Annotated in this window: 15 protein-coding genes; 1 reads left to right on the top strand and 14 read right to left on the bottom strand. The window is 54.0% G+C overall.

Going from position 1 to position 21,117, the window contains the following annotated elements:
- Positions 1-432: 432 nt before the first annotated feature.
- The 5 genes from ACT3UA_RS13240 to ACT3UA_RS13220 all read right to left on the bottom strand — a co-directional run bounded on the left by ACT3UA_RS13240 (position 433) and on the right by ACT3UA_RS13220 (position 4,913).
- On the bottom strand, positions 433-2,316 hold the full coding sequence (locus tag ACT3UA_RS13240; protein ID WP_444616917.1) for a hypothetical protein: 1,884 nt from the start codon (positions 2,314-2,316) through the stop codon (positions 433-435).
- A gap of 192 nt (positions 2,317-2,508) precedes the next feature.
- The gene (mutM, locus tag ACT3UA_RS13235; RefSeq protein ID WP_444616915.1) at positions 2,509-3,432 is read right to left on the bottom strand and encodes a bifunctional DNA-formamidopyrimidine glycosylase/DNA-(apurinic or apyrimidinic site) lyase; all 924 of its coding nucleotides are present in this window, start codon (positions 3,430-3,432) and stop codon (positions 2,509-2,511) included.
- Between the two features lie 9 nt (positions 3,433-3,441).
- Positions 3,442-4,140, bottom strand: a complete 699-nt coding sequence (gene rnc, locus ACT3UA_RS13230) for a ribonuclease III (RefSeq protein WP_105569194.1) — start codon at positions 4,138-4,140, stop codon at positions 3,442-3,444.
- A 3-nt stretch (positions 4,141-4,143) separates the two neighbouring features.
- On the bottom strand, positions 4,144-4,347 hold the full coding sequence (rpmF, locus tag ACT3UA_RS13225; protein ID WP_060701450.1) for a 50S ribosomal protein L32: 204 nt from the start codon (positions 4,345-4,347) through the stop codon (positions 4,144-4,146).
- Between the two features lie 2 nt (positions 4,348-4,349).
- Positions 4,350-4,913: a YceD family protein gene (locus ACT3UA_RS13220; RefSeq protein ID WP_374954785.1), complete on the bottom strand. Its 564-nt coding sequence runs from the start codon at positions 4,911-4,913 to the stop codon at positions 4,350-4,352.
- Between the two features lie 349 nt (positions 4,914-5,262).
- Here ACT3UA_RS13220 and ACT3UA_RS13215 point away from each other — a divergent pair, with 349 nt between their 5' ends.
- Complete coding sequence (locus ACT3UA_RS13215; protein ID WP_444616912.1) at positions 5,263-6,459, top strand: CDP-glycerol glycerophosphotransferase family protein; 1,197 nt, start codon at positions 5,263-5,265, stop codon at positions 6,457-6,459.
- Here the strand turns inward: ACT3UA_RS13215 and ACT3UA_RS13210 are convergent.
- The 9 genes from ACT3UA_RS13210 to ACT3UA_RS13170 all read right to left on the bottom strand — a co-directional run bounded on the left by ACT3UA_RS13210 (position 6,456) and on the right by ACT3UA_RS13170 (position 21,093).
- Positions 6,456-10,289 carry a CDP-glycerol glycerophosphotransferase family protein gene (locus ACT3UA_RS13210; RefSeq protein WP_444616910.1) on the bottom strand — a complete coding sequence of 1,278 codons (3,834 nt, stop codon included), beginning with the start codon at positions 10,287-10,289 and terminating at the stop codon, positions 6,456-6,458. The genes ACT3UA_RS13215 and ACT3UA_RS13210 overlap by 4 nt on opposite strands.
- Positions 10,290-10,469: 180 nt before the next feature.
- Complete coding sequence (locus ACT3UA_RS13205; protein ID WP_444616908.1) at positions 10,470-13,976, bottom strand: CDP-glycerol glycerophosphotransferase family protein; 3,507 nt, start codon at positions 13,974-13,976, stop codon at positions 10,470-10,472.
- Positions 13,977-14,749: 773 nt separating this feature from the next.
- The gene (locus ACT3UA_RS13200; protein ID WP_444616906.1) at positions 14,750-15,676 is read right to left on the bottom strand and encodes a CDP-glycerol glycerophosphotransferase family protein; all 927 of its coding nucleotides are present in this window, start codon (positions 15,674-15,676) and stop codon (positions 14,750-14,752) included.
- Positions 15,677-16,066: 390 nt separating this feature from the next.
- Positions 16,067-16,558: an adenylyltransferase/cytidyltransferase family protein gene (locus ACT3UA_RS13195; protein WP_444616904.1), complete on the bottom strand. Its 492-nt coding sequence runs from the start codon at positions 16,556-16,558 to the stop codon at positions 16,067-16,069.
- A 36-nt stretch (positions 16,559-16,594) separates the two neighbouring features.
- Complete coding sequence (locus ACT3UA_RS13190) at positions 16,595-17,488, bottom strand: glycosyltransferase family 2 protein (protein WP_444616902.1); 894 nt, start codon at positions 17,486-17,488, stop codon at positions 16,595-16,597.
- A gap of 15 nt (positions 17,489-17,503) precedes the next feature.
- Positions 17,504-18,328, bottom strand: a complete 825-nt coding sequence (locus tag ACT3UA_RS13185) for a CDP-alcohol phosphatidyltransferase family protein (RefSeq protein WP_444616900.1) — start codon at positions 18,326-18,328, stop codon at positions 17,504-17,506.
- Entirely contained in the window at positions 18,325-19,362 is a 1,038-nt protein-coding gene (locus ACT3UA_RS13180; protein ID WP_444616898.1) for a glycosyltransferase family 2 protein, read from the bottom strand. Before ACT3UA_RS13180 ends, ACT3UA_RS13185 begins: the two co-directional genes overlap by 4 nt.
- A gap of 8 nt (positions 19,363-19,370) precedes the next feature.
- Positions 19,371-20,096, bottom strand: a complete 726-nt coding sequence (locus ACT3UA_RS13175; RefSeq protein WP_444616919.1) for an ABC transporter ATP-binding protein — start codon at positions 20,094-20,096, stop codon at positions 19,371-19,373.
- Positions 20,097-20,244: 148 nt separating this feature from the next.
- Positions 20,245-21,093, bottom strand: coding sequence for an ABC transporter permease (locus tag ACT3UA_RS13170; protein ID WP_444616896.1), 849 nt, complete (start codon positions 21,091-21,093; stop codon positions 20,245-20,247).
- Between the last annotated feature and the right edge of the window lie 24 nt (positions 21,094-21,117).

Below are 21,117 nucleotides of genomic sequence, written 5' to 3'. Positions count from 1 at the left end.
CTAAGCAGCTGAACACATGGAAAGCTCCGCAGAGCATTTGATGCGCGCGGACAAGAACCGATGCATCCGAATCCCTGGCGTGGAGATTTACTTGGGTAAGCTCATGCGCAGCACCGCGCTAACAGCCCGCTGGAATCAGCAGGAATTGATGCTGGAGACGATGCGAGGCGAACTGATCGCTAGATACGATTTCACGATTTCACGATTTCAGAAGGAACGAAATATCGGAGGCTGAAGCATGCGACAGCCCTGTTCGAGAATCCTCAGGAAGATCAGTGAGTATTACCGAAGCCTTGATACATCAAGTGTTACTGATGTCTTGATGTAGTTTGTCACCGATGCCCTGATATATGACACCGTCAAATATATTCTAGCGTGGTTAAAACTACTTGCTAAGGGTTTGCCGCGAAACAGGGGAAATTATCTAGACTCTTAAAGAACCGCGAGCCACAGAGACGTCGACATTATCGTGTACAGATTTCGAATATCTTTACGGTTGCGAAGATTGCCAGTAGCTAAATGACTCAGATAAGCGCCATCGATCTCGCTTCCCAAAGTATGCTCAGCTGTTGATTTGATAACCTTCTGCAAAATTTTTTGCGCGGCATCTAGATTTTCGATTTGCCAATAGTTTAAGCCTAATTTATTCGCTTCAGCGATAATTTTTTTCCTGGTCTCAGCACTCGGTTTAGGGGCAGCCACCAAAAATTCACGAATCTGGCTCGGTAGAATATCGCTGTCGTTAAACAACACTTCTTCCGAATTATCATACTTTTCAGGGGTCCACACTTTCAACAAGCTAGTCGGCGATTCTGGACGTGAGTCGCCAATCAAGCTGTGATCGAATTTGGGCTTATCGAAAGGCACCGTCAACAAGCTTGGATGAAAAGCGGCCAGCAGATCGTGACCGATCAAGTTACTGGCCCGCAGCATGGGCGTACTCCGGATACTCAGGAAATATCCGTGCACTGAATACAAGGGGTCCACTCTTGAACCGATTCGGCTCCATTGCATTGCGTTGTATCCAAAATGATATCTGTTTCGTACATGCAAATACAGAGCATCACCATACTGCGCCGGGGCTCTATACTGTTCTGATATTTTGGACCATTCGACCTTTAGTGATGACTTGATTCCACTAAATGAATGTCCCGATAACATGGAATTTTTATGATCATAATAAGGATCAAATTTACTAAATATCTCTTGTGGTGTACTGGATGAATCGAGCGATTGCATCCTGGCTCCAAAGGTAGATCTAAGTAACCCTCCATAGCCTCCACCGACTGCAAGGATTCCGCTTTTCTCTTCCCTGCCGTTAGGTCCCGTATTTGCGACGCCATTGCTATGGAATAAAGGTGCTACCAACTGCTCAGTAACGTTGTTCGTAGGACCGGCAGATAATCCAGCTTTGTTTGTTCGGCGCAATCTGTAGTCAACAGTTATCGAGTCAGCCACTAGTCGGTCTGCAGTCCCTGTTGGGCCCGAACAGAAAAACTGAAAAACGTCCGACGCGTCACTATCAATGATCGCTGATAATAATAAACGAGAATCGAATCCACCAGTGATATGCGATATTTTGGTTGAATAATTTGAATTAGCAATAGCAGCAATGGAATCTGAAATATCTTTTTTGGTCGCATCAAGTTCTGACAAATATGAATACGGATGATCTAGATGGTCAAAGATGGAGTAGCGTTCGACAAGCGAGCCAGCGTCGCTTATTTGAAGATAGTGAAATGCCTCAATGGTGGTTATCTCTTCGTATGGGCTTGAATCGTAGCCACCGTTACCTAGAATAATCCTCTGAACTTGAAATTTGACTGATTTGGTCAACGGGAGACTTAGAGAATTAACAATTATCTCCAATGAATCCAGGCACGTTGAATAGAGATTTATCCCTGCATTCTGATATTGATAAATTGCCGCAGCTCCAAGTGGGTCTGGAGCGATCGCTGCAATTCCCTCTTCACTGTCAAAATAATATATCGCATTTGGATTTTTTGAATTCGTCCCCCACCAATCGAGCAATGTGTTAGAGCTATCGAATTTCTTATTTGCCAGTACCTTGGACAATTGCTCATCGTCATGTATCACGTGCCCCCCCACGATAGCGCATCCATCGATCGCGACCTTCACATTTTGCCGAATCGAGGCTTTCAGAGGGCCAAAGACTGTGATCCCATCTTTATACTCGTCTCTCGATATGGCTGATAAACCTGAGCCGATTACTGGGACTGAAACCGAGATGATGGTGTCTCCTAAGATACTGTTGTCATTAATAAACTTCTGTCTTTCCTTGAAAGCATAGTACAAGCGTACCAATTTTTGTTGTCGTCAGAAATTTGAATTCTTCAAACGCACTTTAGGATTCACAGACGATAGTCCGGCTTGATTCGAAGATTTGGCACCCGGGGAATACGAGTTCCGTCGCGAAAAACCATGGGAGAACTATCAAGAAATGTTCACACTTGAAGTTCGATCCTTCAAAAATGCCGCTTCTCTGATCTACCGCCGCCGAGGCCGCGGCTGGCATACGGGGCAGCTGTACGAGGAGCGCCCCATAAAAGGGTCTCGGCGGATCATCGATTCTTTTCCGTTGCCGGCGCAGCGTTGGCAGGCCTTGCCTTCGCGCCCATAGGCGTTCAGGGAGCGGGAAAAGTAGCCACTAGCGCCGTTCACATTGACGTATAGGGAGTCGAAGCTGGTCCCTCCGGCGTCTAGCGCACGGGACATCACGTCGATGAGTGCAGCATCCAGGCGCACGACCTCTGGGCGCCTGATGGTCGCGGTGTTGCGGAGCCCGGAAAGTCCTGCCTGCCAAAGCGCCTCGTCGGCGTAGATATTGCCAACACCGGAGATCACCCCCTGGTCAAGAATTGCCCTCTTCAGATCAGTGGTGCGTTTACGCAGCGAAAGATAAAGCGAATCCGGGTCCCTATAAGGGTCCAAGACATCTCGAGCTATATGTGCGGCGGCCTGTGCAATACACGGTTTATCGCTGCCGGCGCCACCTGGATGCCCATCCGCGGTCGGTACCAGCGGGGATAGGAACATTCCGCCAAAAATTCGCTGGTCGACGAAGCGCAACTCGGATGGTGCATCGCTGCGTTCGCTGAGCGACAATCGGACCTTCAGGTGCTTTTCATCCGGTGCGTCCGGCTCTTCGACCAGGAGCTGACCGCTCATCCCAAGATGCGCCACTAAGGCTGCCGGCTCAGAGAGGCCTTCGAGGTCCATCCAGAGAAACTTACCCCGCCGTACCACCGAAGCCAGGGTGCATCCGGCCAGGGTTTCCTCGAAATCATGCACACCATCGGCATGTCGCCGAATGGATCGTGGGTCCAGGACCTGGGCAGACTCGATCAATCGCGCGCGAACCCATTTGTCTAGTCCTTCACGGACAACTTCTACCTCTGGCAGCTCAGGCATATCCGTGCCTTAGCGTTTCGGGAGATCTTCACCGGGGTGAAGCATATTCCACGTGTTCCGCGCGGCTTCTTGCTCAGCTTCCTTTTTCGACGGACCAGTGCCTTTGCCGTGCAGTTTATCGCCAATGAGCAGTTCCGCTACGTATGAGCGAGCATGGTCAGGGCCGGATCCGGTAACCGCATAGCGCATTTCACCGTTTTTGGCTGCGGCGACTTCTTCTTGGATGACGGTTTTCCAGTCGGTGGCAGCACCGAGCAGTTGCGGGTCGGAAAGCAGCGGGCCAACGAGGCGCATCACCATGTCACGCGCTTCATCCATGCCGTGCACCAGATAGACGGCGCCGATAAGGGCCTCTACAGTGTCTGCGAGGATGGAAGACTTGTTAGCACCGTTGGACTGGCTTTCGCCGCGGCCCAGGAGAATGTGCTGGCCAAGTTCGAGGCCTCGGGCAATATCTGCCAAGGCGCGGGTACTGACTACTGCGGCACGCAGCTTTGCTAGATCACCTTCAGGGAGATCGGGGCACGTCTTATAGAGGTGCTCTGCAACGCTAAAGCCCAAGATGGAGTCGCCAAGAAACTCTAGGCGCTCATTAGTGGGTATGCCACCGTTTTCATATGAGTACGAGCGGTGGGTCAACGAAAGATGAAGCGTCTCGGAATCGATGTCGATTCCGAGACGCTTCAAAAGTTCTTCTTTAGAAGACATGTCTTAGACGTCTGCGACCTTGCGACCCTTGTATTCAAGGAACAACTCGGTACCTGCTGAGTCAGTGACAACCTTTGCCTGGTGAGGCAGGCTGTAGGTTACGCGGCCGTTTTCAACGGTCTTCACCAAGCTCGGTGCGGTAGCCTTCCACTGTGAACGGCGGGCACGAGTATTCGCACGGGACATCTTCCGCTTTGGAACAGCCACGACTACTTCTCTTCTCTCTCGTCTGACGTTTTATCTGTTGCCACATCTTCTGTGGCGGCCTCGGACAGCTGCGCAAGCGCTGCCCAACGAGGATCTACTACCTCGTGGTGGTGCTCAGGTTCATCGTTGAGGCTGACTCCGCATTCATTGCAGAGGCCCAAACAATTATCCCGGCATACCGGCTGGAACGGTAGGGCTGTGCCCACTGCGTTCCGCAATACCGGATCGATGTCAATATAGTCACCGACAACCCAATACTGATCTACATCATCATCTTCTTCGAATTCATCGCTCTCTTCATAATAGAAGAGTTCCTGAATATCAGCCCCGTAGTTGAACCCGATAGGAGCAAGGCACCGTCCACATTCGCCAGCGATTTCCACCGTGGCAATGCCGGATACCAAAATTCCCTCGTGCACAGCTTCGAGGCGAAGATCTAAGGAAATCTCAGATCCTCCACGAATACCAATGAGTGCGTTACCCACATCAGCGGGTGCCGGAACCTGTTCATTAAGAGCCTTCATGGAACCTGGCGCTCGGCCAAGGTCCATGGCTGATATAACCAATGGCGAGTTGCGATCGAGTGCGCCATGTGACGATCGATCAGAACGCTTATCGCTAATGATGACTCCTATAAAAACATAGTCCGACATTTCATCTTAGCTTGATTGAAGCTCAGTTCCCAAACCGGGAACCCTTCAAACGGCATAGAATCAATGTTGCACTAAACACACAATATCGCACCTTCCTCTCGCATCAAGACAAGAAGGCACTCATTTCTGCGATTTTTGCTTGCTTGAACCCAGATCATCACACGATTTGAAATTTTTCGGTGATTTGGCCTGTCCACCAATTCCCGAAATATTCTCTTGCATAGAATGATTCATGAGTTTCTGAGGTTCATGAGAGGGATAAATGCGCGCGATTCCAGTTTTGGCCGGTGCAGCTAAGTTTGCCAAGATGCGCTTGGACGCCCGCCAGCAGCGCGCTTACGTCCGGCGGCACGCTCGGCACCTATTCCATCAGCCCACCGGCGAGCAACGGTATCGAGTGGCACTGTACTTTGCCGATGCGATGGTCAATGCGTATCAGATCCGCCAGTGGTATGAGCCGTTGAAGCACCTGGCTGGATCCGCTCCCGTCGTGGTGATTACCCGCAATGCCGGTACCGCGTTGGCATTGTCTGAAGAATGCCCGCTTCCCGTGTATCTCGCCCCCACGATTGGCGATATCGAAGAATTAGTTGATTCGCAGAATCTCAACGTGGTGTTCTACATCAACCAGAACATCCGCAACTTCCAGATGCTCAGATTCAACGATCCCAAACACGTGTTCATCTGCCATGGGGAGAGCGAAAAGGCCTATATGTGGTCTAACCAGCTCAAAGCCTACGATTACGTTTTCAGTGCGGGCCAGGCCGCTCGTGACCGTTTAGCGCTGAACTTGCGTAACTATGATGTCGAGCAGCGAACCCGTTTGGTTGGCCGGCCGCAGATTGATGCGGAATATCTGGCTCCCTATGCGCTGAACAGTGCGCTGCCCACGGTGCTCTATGCACCCACCTGGGAGGGGGACCGTCCTTCAATGAACTACGGATCGGTATCGAGCCACGGCGTGCAGGTCATCGATTCGTTGATCAATAACGGTGGCTTCAACGTCATATTCCGCCCGCATCCTCGGTCCGGAGTCAACGTAGAACAATACGGCGCGGACGTGGCCAAGATCCGGGAAAAACTCAATTCGGCGAATCCGAAATCAGCTGGACGGTTGCTCTTTGACGACACCGCGCACTGGGGATGGCAATGGCATAAGGCGGACGCGTGCATCACAGATATCTCGGCCGTAGCTTACGATTTCTTTGCTACCGGCAAACCCATATTCATCACCACACCCGTGTCCTCGGAGGCCGTCGTGGCCGACTCCCCCGCATTGGAACAGCTACCGAGCCTAAGCTCAGTTGAAGCTGCGCACACTGCCGATCTAGTCCGTGAAGCGCTGGAAACCAAGGATGCCGAACGTGATGCCCTCATTGAGAGATACTTCGGGGACATCACGCCCGGCGCGAGCATGACTCGGTTCCTGACGGAGTCGCTCTCCCTGCTCGACTCCTAGCCCAGACGTGAACCGGCAGGCACTGGCTTATTCACCAGAGTTTCGAATTGTTCTAGCGCCTGCAATTGGTAGCGTTCGGCATCAAACTCAAGCTCGGCCTTGTACCCATTGAGATGACGCTCCATGCCTTCGGCCAGTCCCTCGACGGAATTTTCGACAAGCAGTCCGAATCCTCCTGTCAAGACGCTGCGCGAACCGACTACGTCGGTGGAGATTGCCGGCAGGCCCAGCATCATCGCTTCGATCATTGCGAGTCCTTGCCCTTCATAGTCCGAGGAGAAGACGAAACAATCGGCAGATTTCAAGGTCGGGAATGGGTTGGCCAGCAGACCTGTGATAACTACCTTGCCGGCTAAGCCAAGTTCGTTTATCTGTTCTTCCAGGCTCAGACGCAGCGGGCCGTCGCCGATGAGCAGCAGGCGGGTATCCGCATGAGCGGCGTGCACCCGAGCGAATGCGTGCAGCAGCTTCGCCTGCCCTTTTTCAGGGGAAAGGCGTGCCATGTTCGCAAAGACAGTCAAACCCTCTCCACTGAACTCGTGCACCGGCTCGGACAGCTCCGCCCAGTCTGAAGGCTTGTTCAGATCCAGCAGGTTTTCCGAGACGGTGAATATTGATTCGTCGATACCGAATCGTTCACCTAGTTGCCGTTGATTGATCTCCCCCACGCTGTCGGTCACCGAAACGAGGGCGTCATAGTGGCCGTAGGTGGCGAACAAGCCTGGCATGGTGCCGAAGCGCAGCAGCCATTCGCCCACCATATCGTTGTGAAGGTAGATGCTCGTGCTAGCTGCGTGGCTGCGAGCCGCGGCGAAGAGCGCGGCCCAGAACCGTGAATATCCTTCAAAATTGATGGCCATGTCGAAGCGGGCGGAGCCGAAGCTGCGGTTCATTTCCCGCGCCATGGTGCCCAGATGAATGTTTTCTGCCTCCGCCGAGCTGAAACCGCGCTGGGCATGGAAAGAGTCCGATACCCAGCGTTCCTCGGCTGACATCGCCGTGGCTCCCGCGCGCGGCAGCACCCTCACATGGCTGGGCAGCGAATTGAGGATTTCCAGGGCCGCCGGGTCGGAACCCGTCGCGTTCATGTCCACTGCCACCGCGACGAGATACTTATCGGAATCCAAGGAGCCAATCAGGTTCACGAAGGCAGTTGCGATTCCGTTGGGCTTGAATGGACCCTGGTAGAAGAGGAGTTTGGTCCGAGTATCGGCCTCTGGGGCGAGTACGTGCGCGTGATCGTCAAAGAAGAAGAATTCGATGACCCGAGCGCTCGCGTTTCCATCCTCCATCGGAGCGAACTCTGCAAGATTTTCCTCGAAGTTCGGGTGCGCGGTGCCTGCTGGGGCGTCCAGCGTCCGGCGCAGGCTGCTGACCAAATCGACAATGTTGTCGCTGACTTCTCCGGGCCAGCTTTCGCGCTCGAAATACAGCCCGCGTTCGGCATCATAGGCTTCGAAATCCGGGGTGTAGAAGAGTACAGGCTTTCGCGCCGGGAGGAAATCATAGAAAATCGATGAATAGTCTGTGATCAGCACGTCGACAACGGCCAGAAGTTCGTTGGTATCGATCGATGCCGGGACCACTGTGGCGTCCAATTGCGCGTCACCAATGAGCTGTTCGGCGAAGCGGTGCGCGCGGAACAACATCTGATGGGCGCCTCGCGCCATTTGGGCTACGTCCGTCACCAATGAATTCACGTTATAGCTTCGGTCATTGAGCTGTCCGCGCCAGGTGGGAGCAAAGAGCACGACAGGTTTTTGGTTCTGCGGATCGATCCCCAACTCGGTGAGTATTTCTGCACGGCGCTGCGCGCTGAGGTTCATCATCGAGTCAACACGTGGACTGCCGGTCAGTGCCACCGAAGCCGGGAACATCCCATCCAGGTCGTGATCCTGCGACAGCGTCTTCAGCGTGTGCCGGTTCGGCACCATCAGGTGTGTGGTGTGCAGGAAGTTGCGCTGCACATTTCTGTGTTCTCCAATGGCACCCTTGACGAGCTTTCCCATGAATTTCAGCGGAGTACCATGCCAGGTATTGAGGACTTGCTGCCCCTCACGCCTTGAGTAATATGCCGGGAAGGTAGCGTTGTTCACCAGGTATTTAGCGGTTCCCAGTAACTGGATATAAGCATCCGAGTGTTGCTTGATAATCGCTACATCCAGGTCTTCCGAAAGCTGCGCAGGGACCTCGTTGTGGTCGTTGTAAACCCATGCGTAGCGGAACCCTTCGAAGCGTTCGTCTTGGCGCATGGCTTGGTAAATGGCCAGAGGATGGCAATGCACGTTTTTTCCGTGAGAAGACTCAAAAAGCACCAGATTCTCATCCAGGGGAAGTTGTTCGCTCGCGTGAATGTATAAGGCGCCCCGGTGTCGCCCTACGCCCTTGAGCGCGGTTCCCAAACCTGCCACCGAAATTTCGGTGAAGAGCAGCATATTCTCAAAGTAGCCGCAGGCAACTTGCGGCTCACCGATCTTGGCCAGTGCTTGTCCTGCACGTGCCTGCCACGTCCGCTGGGTCGTAGAGGTGTGCCATAGCGCGTCTCGATACGCTTCCGCGGCATCATCCCACTGCCCGCGTTCTTCGGCCGCCTGTGCTAGGTCAATATGGTGGGCGGCGCGCGGCCCGGCTGCAGCGGGGACCTTCAACGTTCCGTCGAGGTAGCCCCACGCGCTAGCCGCCCGAAGGTACACACTTGCCGCTTGTTCATAGTCGTTCATCCGGTGTAGCGCATGGGCATAACGGTAGAGCGCTACGGGTTCTTCCACACGGCTTTGCTCCGGCAGCAATTCGACGAAGCTCGAGTAGGTATCCGCGGCATCGGCGAAGTTGCCAGCGCGGGCGTAGACCCGTGCTTGGGCGTATGCGGATAGTACCTGCCCTTCTACCGTAGTTGCGGTTCCCCGAGCTTCGCCGAAGTGCCTGGCTGCCGCTTCCAGATTGAACAGCTTGCTGTTCACTTCGCCTGCACGATAGTTGAGCCCCTGCCTGTCCCCAGGGCGGCTGGAGGCGGCCAACGCTTCCCGGTAGGATTCCAAGGCTCGTGTCCAGTCGTTTGCTCGTTCGTGCAACCGTCCGACACCCAGCGTCGAAGTTTGTTCGTCATTGCTGGTGAGTACGGCTTGGGCATCGGCTCGTTGTGCGTTCTCGTATTCGCCCAGTTCTTCGTAGGCTCGTGCTAGGCCATACCAGGCCTTGGAATACTCCGGATCCAGTGCCGTGGCCTGCAGGAAATAGTCTCGGGATATTTCGAACCGAGCCATGAACTGTGCCGCCTGGCCGGTGAGCAGCATCCACTTGGCTTCAAGCTCGTGTACCGGTGCGTATGCTTGGCGTATTTCGAGCTCACGCCACCGCTGCCCGGTTTGAAGCAGATGATCTGCGAGGGCCGCGGAGCTCGCAGGCTCGGATGGGAACCTGACAACGAGATTCTCTAATATTGACCCGGCAAGATCCTTCTTGCGGGCAGCAACCGCGCACTTGGCGTAACGAGTATGCCACCGAATATTTTGCGGTTGTCCAGCGCAAGCCGCCGCGAACAGCTCAAGGGCGCGATCAAACTTTTTCATCCGCTGCATGTTCAAGGCAAGGGATTGGATCCAGCCGAAGCGGTGCGGTTGGTGGGCGATGGCGGATTCCATATTGACCATGGCCAAGGAATACTTCTTCATCTTGAACTGGCAGAATCCCAGCCGGAAACGAACTTCGTCGGATTTCAGGAGCTTCGTTGCCAGCGCCCGTTCATAGAATATTGCGGCAAGGCGAAATTTGCCGCGATGTTCGATACGTCGTCCAACGCCTAGGATGACGCGGGTACTAAATCTATTCACAGTGTTCCTTCAACCATCGGCCCGTGCTGGATCACGCAGGCTTTCCATTAGTGGCTCGCGAGCTACCTGACGATTCTTCCCTATTTACCGGGACAATTAGCTATATTTCTTCCGTGTTGGCCGCCATCCGCAGTAAAGCCCGGCATCGATCTATCGATGCCGGGCTTTACTGACTAGCCATCAGCTACGTGGGAAAAAGCGTTCCACGACGCGCCGTGAGGCTGATCCGTCGTCGTATGGGGCGAAGCGGGCAATGAAGCTCTCACGCTCGACTCCCCCAATGTCCTCGCCTTCCAGGGCTCGCTGCACGGTATCCCACAGCTCCGTTTCGGTCTCCACAATCGGGCCAGGCATTTCCTTCTGGTAGTCCAGATAGAACCCGCGAAGGTTATCCCGATAGTTTTCCAAGTCATAGGCGTAGAAAACGATCGGTCGACGCAGCAGGGAATAGTCGAAGAACACGGAAGAATAATCCGTGATCAGAACGTCTGCCGCCAGGTACAGCTCCTGGATATCCGCGTAGCTTGAGACATCCATGATCCGTGCTTGAAGCTCTTCCGGAATGGTAATAGCGTTGGAGACGAGCACGTGCATGCGCAGCAGCAGCACGGTGTCCGCACCAAAACGCCGGTCAAATTCCTCCAGGTCCATTGGAAGTTCGAAGCTGAATCGACCGCGGCCTGTTCCTGCGTCATCTCGGAAGGTGGGCGCATAAAGGATGGTTTGCACTCCCGGAGCCAGACCAAGCCCTTCACGAATCTTTGCCTCCCTAGCTGGCGCGTCGCTGGACATGAGGATGTCGTTGCGCGGATATCCAAGTTCGGCGGCGATTCCCGAGAAAGAATACGCCGATTTCATGATCTCGGTAGTGTATTTTGACGGCGAGATGAGGTGAGACCACTGCTTGGTTGCATTCAACACTCGCTGGACGTACCCCTCATCACGGCCATGGATCTCCTCGATATCCAAAGCCATATGCTTCAGCGGCGTTCCGTGCCAGGTCTGCAGGAAGATGCCTTCCTTGCGACGGCGCAGGTAGTGCGGGAAGCTCTGATTGCTCACCCAGTACTTAGCCCTCGCCAAGTACCAGAAGTACTCGGGAGAAAGCCGTTTGATGGTGATCGTGTTGGAGTCGGTGAAGCGATGCGCACCCGAATAGATCCAGACCTTTTTGCGGGTATCGCCGCTGCGAACCAGTTCTTCATAGATGTACCGCGGCGAGTCGCCGTATTGCTTGCCCAGTCCCGACTCGAAAACAATCAGGTTATCGTCGGCCGGCGTGCGGGACACGGCCTTGAACAGGGCGCGCATGACCGAAAAGTAGCGCTTGTCCTTCCGGAATCGGCGCATGAGCTTTTCAGGCAGTTCAGCCTTCCATCCGTCCTGCGAGCGGCGGCGCAACGCGGCCTGCTCGATCTCAGCGGTAACTCGCTGGCTGTTGCCTTGGTCCCGGTGGGTCATGAAGGCGTCTGCACGCAATACGTATTCGGCCTCCATGGCCTTGTCCCGGTCCATGGTCTCCGTAAGATCCTGCAGCAGGGTCGCGCTGTCAAACGCGATACGCCCCGGCAACTCGGCGTCCAGGTCAAGATGCGAGCCTTGCTTGCCCAGAAAGCGTGCACGATCAAATTGGAAGTAATGCACCGGTTTGTGCAGGAAGCTGAAGTCAAAAGCCACCGAGGAGTAATCGGTAACCATCACCGCAGCGGTTTTAATCAGTTCCTGGACGTCGACCTCGCCCTGAACGATCAGTCGTGCCGGAGTATCTTTGAAATGCTCGCGGAAGTGCTGCATATTCGGGTGCAGGCTGAAGACAATCTCTAGCGAATGCTCGGCAGCCAATACCGCGAGTTCCGGAGACGAGAGCAGATCCTTCCACTGCTGCAGGTACTCGGATTCGAGGAACGCTTCCTCGTTCTGCAGCCAATCCCGCCAAGTGGGAATGATCAGCAGCATGTTCTGGTTGGTTGAGATATCCTCGGCAAGCAGCGAGTCGAACCTCGACAGACCCGTGACTTTGACATCTTCTGCGGAATACAGGAAGTCCGAGACGATGTACTGCTTTTCGCGCTCGGAGGACACCATGAACAAGTCCGTGGTGAAGCCCGGGGAGTTCTTTCCATAGTTGGGCACCATCCATTTGGTGCCCATGACACCGTGCTGGAGGAAGACTCGGGTTGCGCGAGTTCGTGAGGAAAAGCTTTGATGACGGGTGGGGTACAGATAGTCCGCATGGTGGGTGCCGACAAATCGGGATGCCCTAATGGCCAACTCGAAGTGCTCTTTGCTGCCATGGAAAACAACATGGTCCATCGAGCCGAAGTTGCGCAGATCCGGGGCATTCTCGTCAATGACATAGTAGGCATCGATGTCCGTGCGCTCGGCACGCAAATAGCGGAACAAGTGCAGCCCATTGTCCTGAGCTTTGTAGGACAGCTCTCCGACAATCCAGATGGGCTTGCGCCCCGCCTCAAGAATCGGGAAATGCCGCGCCTTTGAATCGGCCAGGACCGCGAAGGCCTCCTTGTCGAAGACTTCAAGAGTCAACGATGTGGATTTGGCCTTGAAGGTGAAGTACGGCGAAATTGCCAGCGTCTGGTTCCCCACCTGTACCGCACCGGCACGGGTGGTTGAACGGACCACGAATGGGGTTCTGGTGACACGGATGCGACGTGGTTCGTCGCTTCCCTCGGAGGTGACCATCAAGTAGACATCGTAGTTATCGCCCCGGTCAATCAATGACCAGTCTTCTTTGGAGAAGTCCAAGGAAGTCTTCCAAGAGTACGTAGCCTTGCCAAACCGGCGGTCCGCAAGAGTATCGTCCAAGGCAAGGTCCACGGGCGATTCAAAAACCAGTTGGGAGCGGCGCCCGACAATGCTCAAGTGCGCCCCGGTAAGCCGATCGGTTTGCGTGTCAAGAATCCCGGCGAGGCTGAATACCCCCTCTTGGACTTGCGTCTTGTCGGTTCGAATCCGATAGGAGTGCGTAACATCGCGGTTCAGCCCAATGGACACCTCGGCACGTTTGTTCACGTAGACACCGGCGCTGCGTTCGCCCGCATGGAAGTGAGCGGCATCGCGCAGTTCGGTCTTTTCAAACCTACCCATAATGCGGTGAGCGATCACCGGACCGTCGAGAACTAGTGCCTCCTCGGCAATAAGATCCTTGACTTCCTTGCGGCGCAACAGCTCGCCATTGGGTTCGAGCTGTACCCAGGCGATCCCGGTGGGCAAGTCTTCAAAGAGGCAGTTGAAGCTGAATGCCAAGCGTACGGTGCCCGCGGAAAGACCCTCGTCGTCCACTGCGGACTCTTCGGATACCGCAACGTCGTCATCCTCCGAGACGGCATTCCCCGCATCTGCAGCCTTCTGCGCACGGTAGTCTTCCCACGCTTCGAGCAGTACTGCTAGCTCGATCTTTGCTTTGGCAGTGAACCGTCCGGTGTCCGCCCGCTCCACGTTATCCGTGTCCGCGCTGAACACGAGGGTCCGACCGTGCAGCACCGAGACGCCGGAGGGAGCGTAATTCAGCTCCGCGTCCACGAGCAGGGTACCGTCGCGTGACTCCAGGCCTAGCGTGTGATGACCAGCGTAGTAATGGAATGTCTTCCTTTTCAGCCGCTGGCCGCGGACATCGCTGACGAGCGACTGGACCAGAGATTGTGCGGAAAGCTTCTTAAGAACCACTGACGATATTCCTTAAAATTGTGCGTCACTAACTTTCAGATTCTGGCGTTGCAGCCACAATCTACTTTTCGAACGAAAAACGAGCGCGGAAAACGACTTCAATTAGCATTTTCACCACGCGCGTTCTTTGGCGAATGTCCGTTGGCTGCCGACTCTCGTTCAAGCGGAACATTCGCGGCAGGCTACGCCGGGCGAACCGAAGCGACCGCGCTAAAAGACTTCGACAACCTATATCTGAATGAGCGTAGTCGAGTACCATGGGATATCCCTGACCGGTCCGTAAAGCTAATCGATACCCAAGTGAACACCTAAGTGGAATATCTCCAGGATTGCCAATCCATTTGCGAGATCCCCCGTCCCCAGTTGCGCAGGTTGCGTTCGAGCCAGGCTCAGCTATTGGGAAGCAGGACATCTCTGGTAATTGAGACGCCGTCTCCAACGAGTGCCGTGACTCTAGATTCGTGGCATAGCGTGCGAAATTCCCATCCCAGAAATAATCACGACCAATCCGGTCGCCAACGGTAATTTCGTTCTCCAGACGTTTTGGAGCATTGGACAACACTCCCGGCAAGGCAACGGCAAATTTGGACGCAAGAATCTCTTGGATCAGTGGCGTCGGCAGCATCCCATTTAGTACTCCGCGCCACCCTGCGAGATCCACGAATTTTCCCATTTCTTAGTCAGCATAGAGGTTCGTAGCTAGTCTATGGACTGAGGAAACCAGAGAAGCGCGAATTGACGTGCGTCGATCCCTAGAATTCGCTGACAATCTCCTAGCGATGCCATTGCCGAATGCCGCTAAGCTTCTGCGCCCGCTCCATAATCAGCTGCAATATGACCCGTTCAAAGCGTACCGTCGAATCACCACGGTCCAGTTCCCCGAAGTAGAAACGACGCATACCCTCTCGTGCTTCTTGAAGCTGGTCGTTGACTAGCGCAGTTTCAAGAAGTTCAACAGCATTCCCGATCGTGCTCGCGTCCACGACTTGACATGCCTGGGAGACAGGGGCGTCCCGCTGAAGGTTCGCCTGGTTGGTCCTCCGATCCGAAAGCACCAACGGTTTCTCAGGGTGCAAGTACAGGAAATCCAATGCCACGCTAGACACATCGGTAATCAACGCATCCGTGGCACCAAACATTGAAAGGATATTCCCTTCCAAACACACCAAGTGCTTGGACCCTAAGGAATTCGCTGTTTCCAGTTTGGTTACGATGTTCTCGTGCGCCATTGCCACGGCCCGATCGGTACTTGCTTGTACGCGCGGATGCGGCTTATAGATGACTCTCAAATTTGGGTTCGCTAAGAGAGCATCAACAATTTCTTCACCGTAAAGATCTATTGAGGTGTAGTTATTGTCGTCGTTCTCGCCCTCCCAAGTGGGCGCGTACATTACATCCATCTGCAAACTTGGTTCCAGCTCGGGCTCAAACTCGATGTCCAACTGCGGGCGGCCAGTAACAATAAGTTTGTCGAAGTCGAAATCAACAAGCATTGATTCATGACGTTTAATCGCGGCGGGGCCAGCCACGAAGACCTTGTCGTAGGCCTTTGCCCGATTGGAAACCATAGACAGCTTGTCGCTCTCCCCGTGGTTTACGTGCACGTGAACCATGCGCGGGTGTTCGATTGACTGGAAATTCATGTACGAGTTATTGACGTAAATAATGAGCTTTAGCTCATTGTCGTCGTAGAAATCCATGAGATCTGAGTATCGCCGGATATACACCTTCGGCAAAGACGTACGCTTGGACGCTGCCCGAAATGCACTTAGCGTACGAAAGACCAGAAGCACTTCTTGCTTTTGGTGGAGTTTCTCCAACACAGGTAGCCATTGAGCCACTTGATAGATCTTGCTCGATGCATCTCCGAAATACATTGCGACTCTACCGGGAACAGGCACATCAGCTATGCCAACGCGGGGGCCACCTGGGGCCACTGGGTTGAGCAGCTTCGTCGCGGTTCTCACGGCTGGCTGACGCCCGATAGCCCTCAGAGCGTTTTTTACGACGGACTTTGCAATTTCAGGAAAGTGATCTGTAGGCAAGGTTAAGTTTCTGAGGGTAGGGAACGAGGCTCGAGCTCAAGATGGCTAGCTAAGCTCTTTGACAATCTGGCTCAATGAGTCGAGCGTATTCTTCAACGACTCGACGTGCCTTTCATCGAATTCGCTCAAGACACGCTTCATTTCGGTAGTCGAAATGCCAGCAGTGCGCGGCAGGTAAACCACTTCTACCTCGTCGCCCAGGTCATCAAATTTGCCCTGCCAGTCTTCACCGATGCCGAAGACCTTTGCGTCATACTTTTTGATGTCCAAGCGCTTCTGCTCCCAGTTCTCTTCCGGGATCGCCAAGTCAACGTACTTGATGGCCTGGACGATTTCTAGACGCTGCGCAAACGGAACAACAGGCTTCTTGCCCTTGATCGCATTGAATTCATCTGTTGATACACCGACTACGAGTCGGTCACCCTTTTCCTTCAGGCGCTTGAGAATATTCAGGTGTCCAATATGGAACAAGTCGAAGGTTCCGTAAGTAAGAACTGTTTTAGCCATGTTTACCTCCGCGCCATTTAGCTGGTGCATAGTTAAAGTGGCGAGCTCTGTTGCTCGCCATAAGTTTTAAAGTACTGGTGGTCTTCCCGCCATAGTCATTCTAAGCACGGTTGACCATCTAAGCTTAGGCCGAGCTTCCCGATGCCATGGACTTCCACGCCAGCCAGCTCGCCAACCGGCGACATATTGACTGACAGCAGAACGATTTTTCCTCATTCTGAGGCACTCAACCAAGAGCCATGAAGTTGGATAGATCCAGCACAAGGGAGCCGGCAGATTCCGACGTGCCAGCCATACCCTGTTCCGTGCGTTTAGCCGGTAAAACTCATCATGGCGACGCGGGTCCACGACCGGATGGCCGATCCTCATGTCTCCGGCATACCAAACGTAGTGTCCGGTGTCCCAGATACGCCAAGCAAGTTCAATTCCCTCATGTGCGTACCAGAAACCTGCGGCCCAGCCACCGGTTTGGTCAAATAGAGCGCGTGGGCTGACCAAGCAGGTCTCCCCCACGTGGAAAACCTTGCTGGGTTCTTCTGCCGTGCGCTTATTCAAGCGAGGGATCCAACGGGTGGGATCATTCTCGAAAGATTTCGGGTCGGTAATGCGCGGCTGCAGCAATCCCATCTTCGGATAGCTCTTGAAACGCTCGACTGAGGTAATCAAGAAATCATCGTCAAGGAACCAAGAGTCATCATCGAGAAAGCAGAGGAATTCGCCTTCTACTAGACCCACGCCGGCATTGCGGCCCGCAGGGATTCCTAGGTTCTCCGGAAGAAAATGCGTCTTTATGGAGGCAGGGATATCAACAGGATTCCAACCATTGCCAACGACCACAGCGTCGATCTGTACAGACTCCTGCGCAAGCAGGGAGTCCAAAGCGCGCCGCAACTCGGCGGGGCGGTTTCCCATTGTCAGCACGACGACACCGACGCGAGGCAGTTCTTTTACAGACATCATCTTCCTCCCTTCGAACTAACTGGCTTTAAGCCGTGTGGAAGCCATGTTCGCAATGAAATGGCCAACGTTAACCAGGACGGTTGCAGGCAAGAGAATCCAAATCATCCATTTCTCGGCAATTCCAGGAACTCCTACCAGAGCAGAGATGATTGAACAAGCCAAAATTACCAAGCTGAGTTCCACCGCGTGAAGCATCCGGTGGAAGGGCAAGAATCGGGCCAGCGAACGCAAGCGACCCACGATGGATGTCACCGGAATTGAACGCGCTTCTGCGGTATCTGGAAGTTTAGCCAGTCCCGCCATGCTCCGAGCCGCATGCACCATCAAGGACTGGGACCTGTTCAATACCAGCAACACAGCCAGGCACCCGGCCATGAACAGTGTTGGCCAGGCTTGGACTGCATTCGATCCGTCTGCCGAGAGTTCTAGGAAAACGCGATATCCCAGCGCAATAGGTATGAGGGCTTCGGTCGTATGGTGACCGACCATGTCGATAAAAATGCCACGTGGTGACTGCGTACCACGCCACCGAGCAACTTCCCCGTCCGAACAATCAAAGTAGAGCTGGACTTGTGACAGAACTACAGCGAGAATTGGACCCCAGATCCCCGGGATCAACAGTGCCAGGGACATGCACCAACCGGCAAGAATCATCAACCCGGTAACACCGTTGGCCGAGATTCGGGTGCGGACCAACACCGCGGTCAGATAGATCGAGATATGGCGCAGGTACAGCTCAGCTGTCCAGTGCTCCGCGTTCTTGCGCGCGCGGACTTCAGGTGGTTGGCAAACTGCCCGCAGCTCTTCAAGCGTGGGACGAGCCGGGCGTTCGGCAATCATTTGATTCGCCCTTTGTCGAGAGTGCTTCCTGCTCCCACTGCGCGGCCCTTGATATAGCCGGCGGCCCATGGAAGGTGGATGGCCGGGAAGGTGGCTGCGGTAAGCAGCTTTTCTTTCAGGCCTTCTCCCTTAGCCCGGAACCCGGCGAGCAAAGTGCACGCGCCATAGAGAACCGGTATCGCTTTGCTGAGCGTCAGCATGATATTGACTGGCTTTGCAAGTCTTTCACCGGCCAACGGCTGAATTACTGCTGCAACTATCCCCGCGCCAATCCCGGCAAGGAGCAATGGTGGAAGGTCATGTCGCAACGACTTGCCTTCTGGGAAACGACGCGCAATTTCCCCGCGCCAAGTTCCGGAGGCAAATGACTGTTTAATCAGGGACGGGAAGTTGTCTCTCGGGTAATAGCCAACCTTGAGTTCCGGATCAAACCAGACCTTATGCCCCGCCTGGCGGATCCGCAGGCATAGCTCCCAGTCTTGAGCACGCCACATGTTTTCGTCGAAATAGCCCACTTCTTCAAAAACTTCGCGACGGAAGATACCTAGGTATGCCGACTCCGCTTCGCCCTCGGGTGCGCCGGAATGATATGCAGGTCCGCCGAAACCGAACTTGGAGTGGTACGCCGCGGCAATGGCTCTCTGGAGGGCCGTGCGCCCACGGGCGTCCATCAGGCCGCCTACGTCGTGTGCGCCAACACGATTCAACGTTTCAATGCCCTGCTTCGTGTAGGAAGCGGGCAGCTCGCTATGCGCATCGACGCGAATAACAATCGGATTAGTCGAGTTGCGGATAGCGAGATTCAAGGCAATCGGAGTACGCCCCTGCGGGTTGTCTACCAAGGTAATGCGCGAGTCTTTAGCCGCTAGGCGCTGTGCAACAAGATTCGTCTCGTCCGTGCTTGGCCCCAGTGCAAGAACAAGCTCCTTGTCACCTTCGTAGTCCTGCGCCAAGATAGAAGCGACAGCCTCGTCGAGGTATTCTGCTTCGTTCAGCACAGGCATTACATAGGCAACGCCAGGATATTCAGTCATCCGTCCCTTTATTTCTTCTTCTGGTGAGCCTGATAGGCCTTGATCACGGTGTCAGGGTCGCCGTCCATCTTCTGGACGCCCTTCTCAATCCAGATACAACGGTTGCAGGTTTCCTTGATGGAATTCATGGAGTGGGACACGTTGAAAATAGTGCCGGCGTTCTCCCGAATTTCACGAATTTTGGCCTCACTCCGTTTCCGGAATTTGGCATCACCCACGGCCAAGGCCTCATCAACGATCAAAATGTCGTGTTGTTTTGACGCGGCAATGGCAAATTTCAGCCGAGCTCCCATGCCAGACGAATAGGTACGCATGGGAAGATCTATAAACTCTTCAAGCTCTGCGAACTTGATGATGTCTTCTCGCATCTTTTCGACTTCTTGGCGGCTATATCCCAGTGCCAGCCCGCCGAGAGTGATGTTCTTATCGCCAGACAATCCGGGGATTAGGGCAGCACCAACCCCAAGCAAGCTCGGACGAGATCTTGCAAAAACACTTCCGGACGCAGGAGGCGTCAATCCGGTGATTGCTCGGAGCAAGGTCGACTTCCCCGAACCGTTTGACCCAATTACTCCAATTGACTCATTCTCATAAGCCACGAAGGAGATCCCTTTCAATGCATGAACCGTTCTAACGCCTCGCATATTCGACTGGAGCAACCGGCGAGCACCTGAAGCTCCCACGGCTTTGCCGCTTGAATACACTTGGTATTTCACGTGGAGGTTGTCCACCATGACTACCGGTTGGCGGCTCGAATCGACATTTAGGTTCGGGCTCTTAACGTCATCTGAAGACACCACATCGATAAATGAGGTGTCATCTGAAAAAATCCGTTCTGGTTCATAGTCTGGATGCAATTCAGGATTTATTAGGTCATCAAAACTAATCCGCACGGCCGTAACGCTCCTCAGCTTTCCAGAAGTAAATAAGCCCGACCACCAGAGTAGCGATGGCCCAGATGCCCACGACAAGCCACGCGTGTGGATCGTAAGGGCTATTGTCCATAATCATTGCTCTCGCGATAGTCAGAGTTTGGTAAAGCGGGTGATAGTCAAATATGGCAAGCATCCAAGGCCATTGATTGAGGATACGATCGACGCTGAATAGCACGCCTGAGGTATAGAAGAGAACACGTCCGATCAACGGCAGTATGTTCGTAAAATCTCGAATGTGAACCGTTATTCGTGCACATATTAACGCTATACCCATATTGAAAACGCTAAACAGGAGCACCAGTGGAATGATCACAAACCACGTCCATTTCGGAGAGGTTCCTAGGATGAGGGCATAAATGAACATCACACCAAGCATTGGAACAAGAGTCAAGAAATTCTGGGTGACTTGAGCTACAGGAAGTGACAGTCTTGGGAAAGCCAATGATTGTACAAGCGCGGTATTTCCGGTGATCGATTTTGCACCGCCATTCATCGACGTAGTGAAGAACTCGAAGAGGAACACTCCGATAACCACGAATACAGGGAAATCAGCAGGACGGTTCCCGCCCTGCAAGATGCCAAAGATGAATCCATACATGAGGGCATTGAACGTAGGTTTCAGGACGACCCAAACCATGCCCAGACGGTTACGTTCGTTCTGAGACTGAAGTCGGGCCTTGGCAAGTTCATAAATGAACTCGCGACGACTCCACGTCTGCTTCAGGTAATCGACCAATGACGGTCTTGCCCCTACTCGGTGCAAGCCGTACTTATCGGCCTCCTCCGCAACTGTCATGTGCAAAATGTCCTCTTGTCGAAT

Origin of the sequence: Glutamicibacter sp. 363 (assembly GCF_052379505.1) — a bacterium.
GTDB lineage: Bacteria > Actinomycetota > Actinomycetes > Actinomycetales > Micrococcaceae > Glutamicibacter.
Note: the sequence above shows the minus strand (reverse complement) of the source record. Positions and strands in the feature narration are given on the sequence as shown.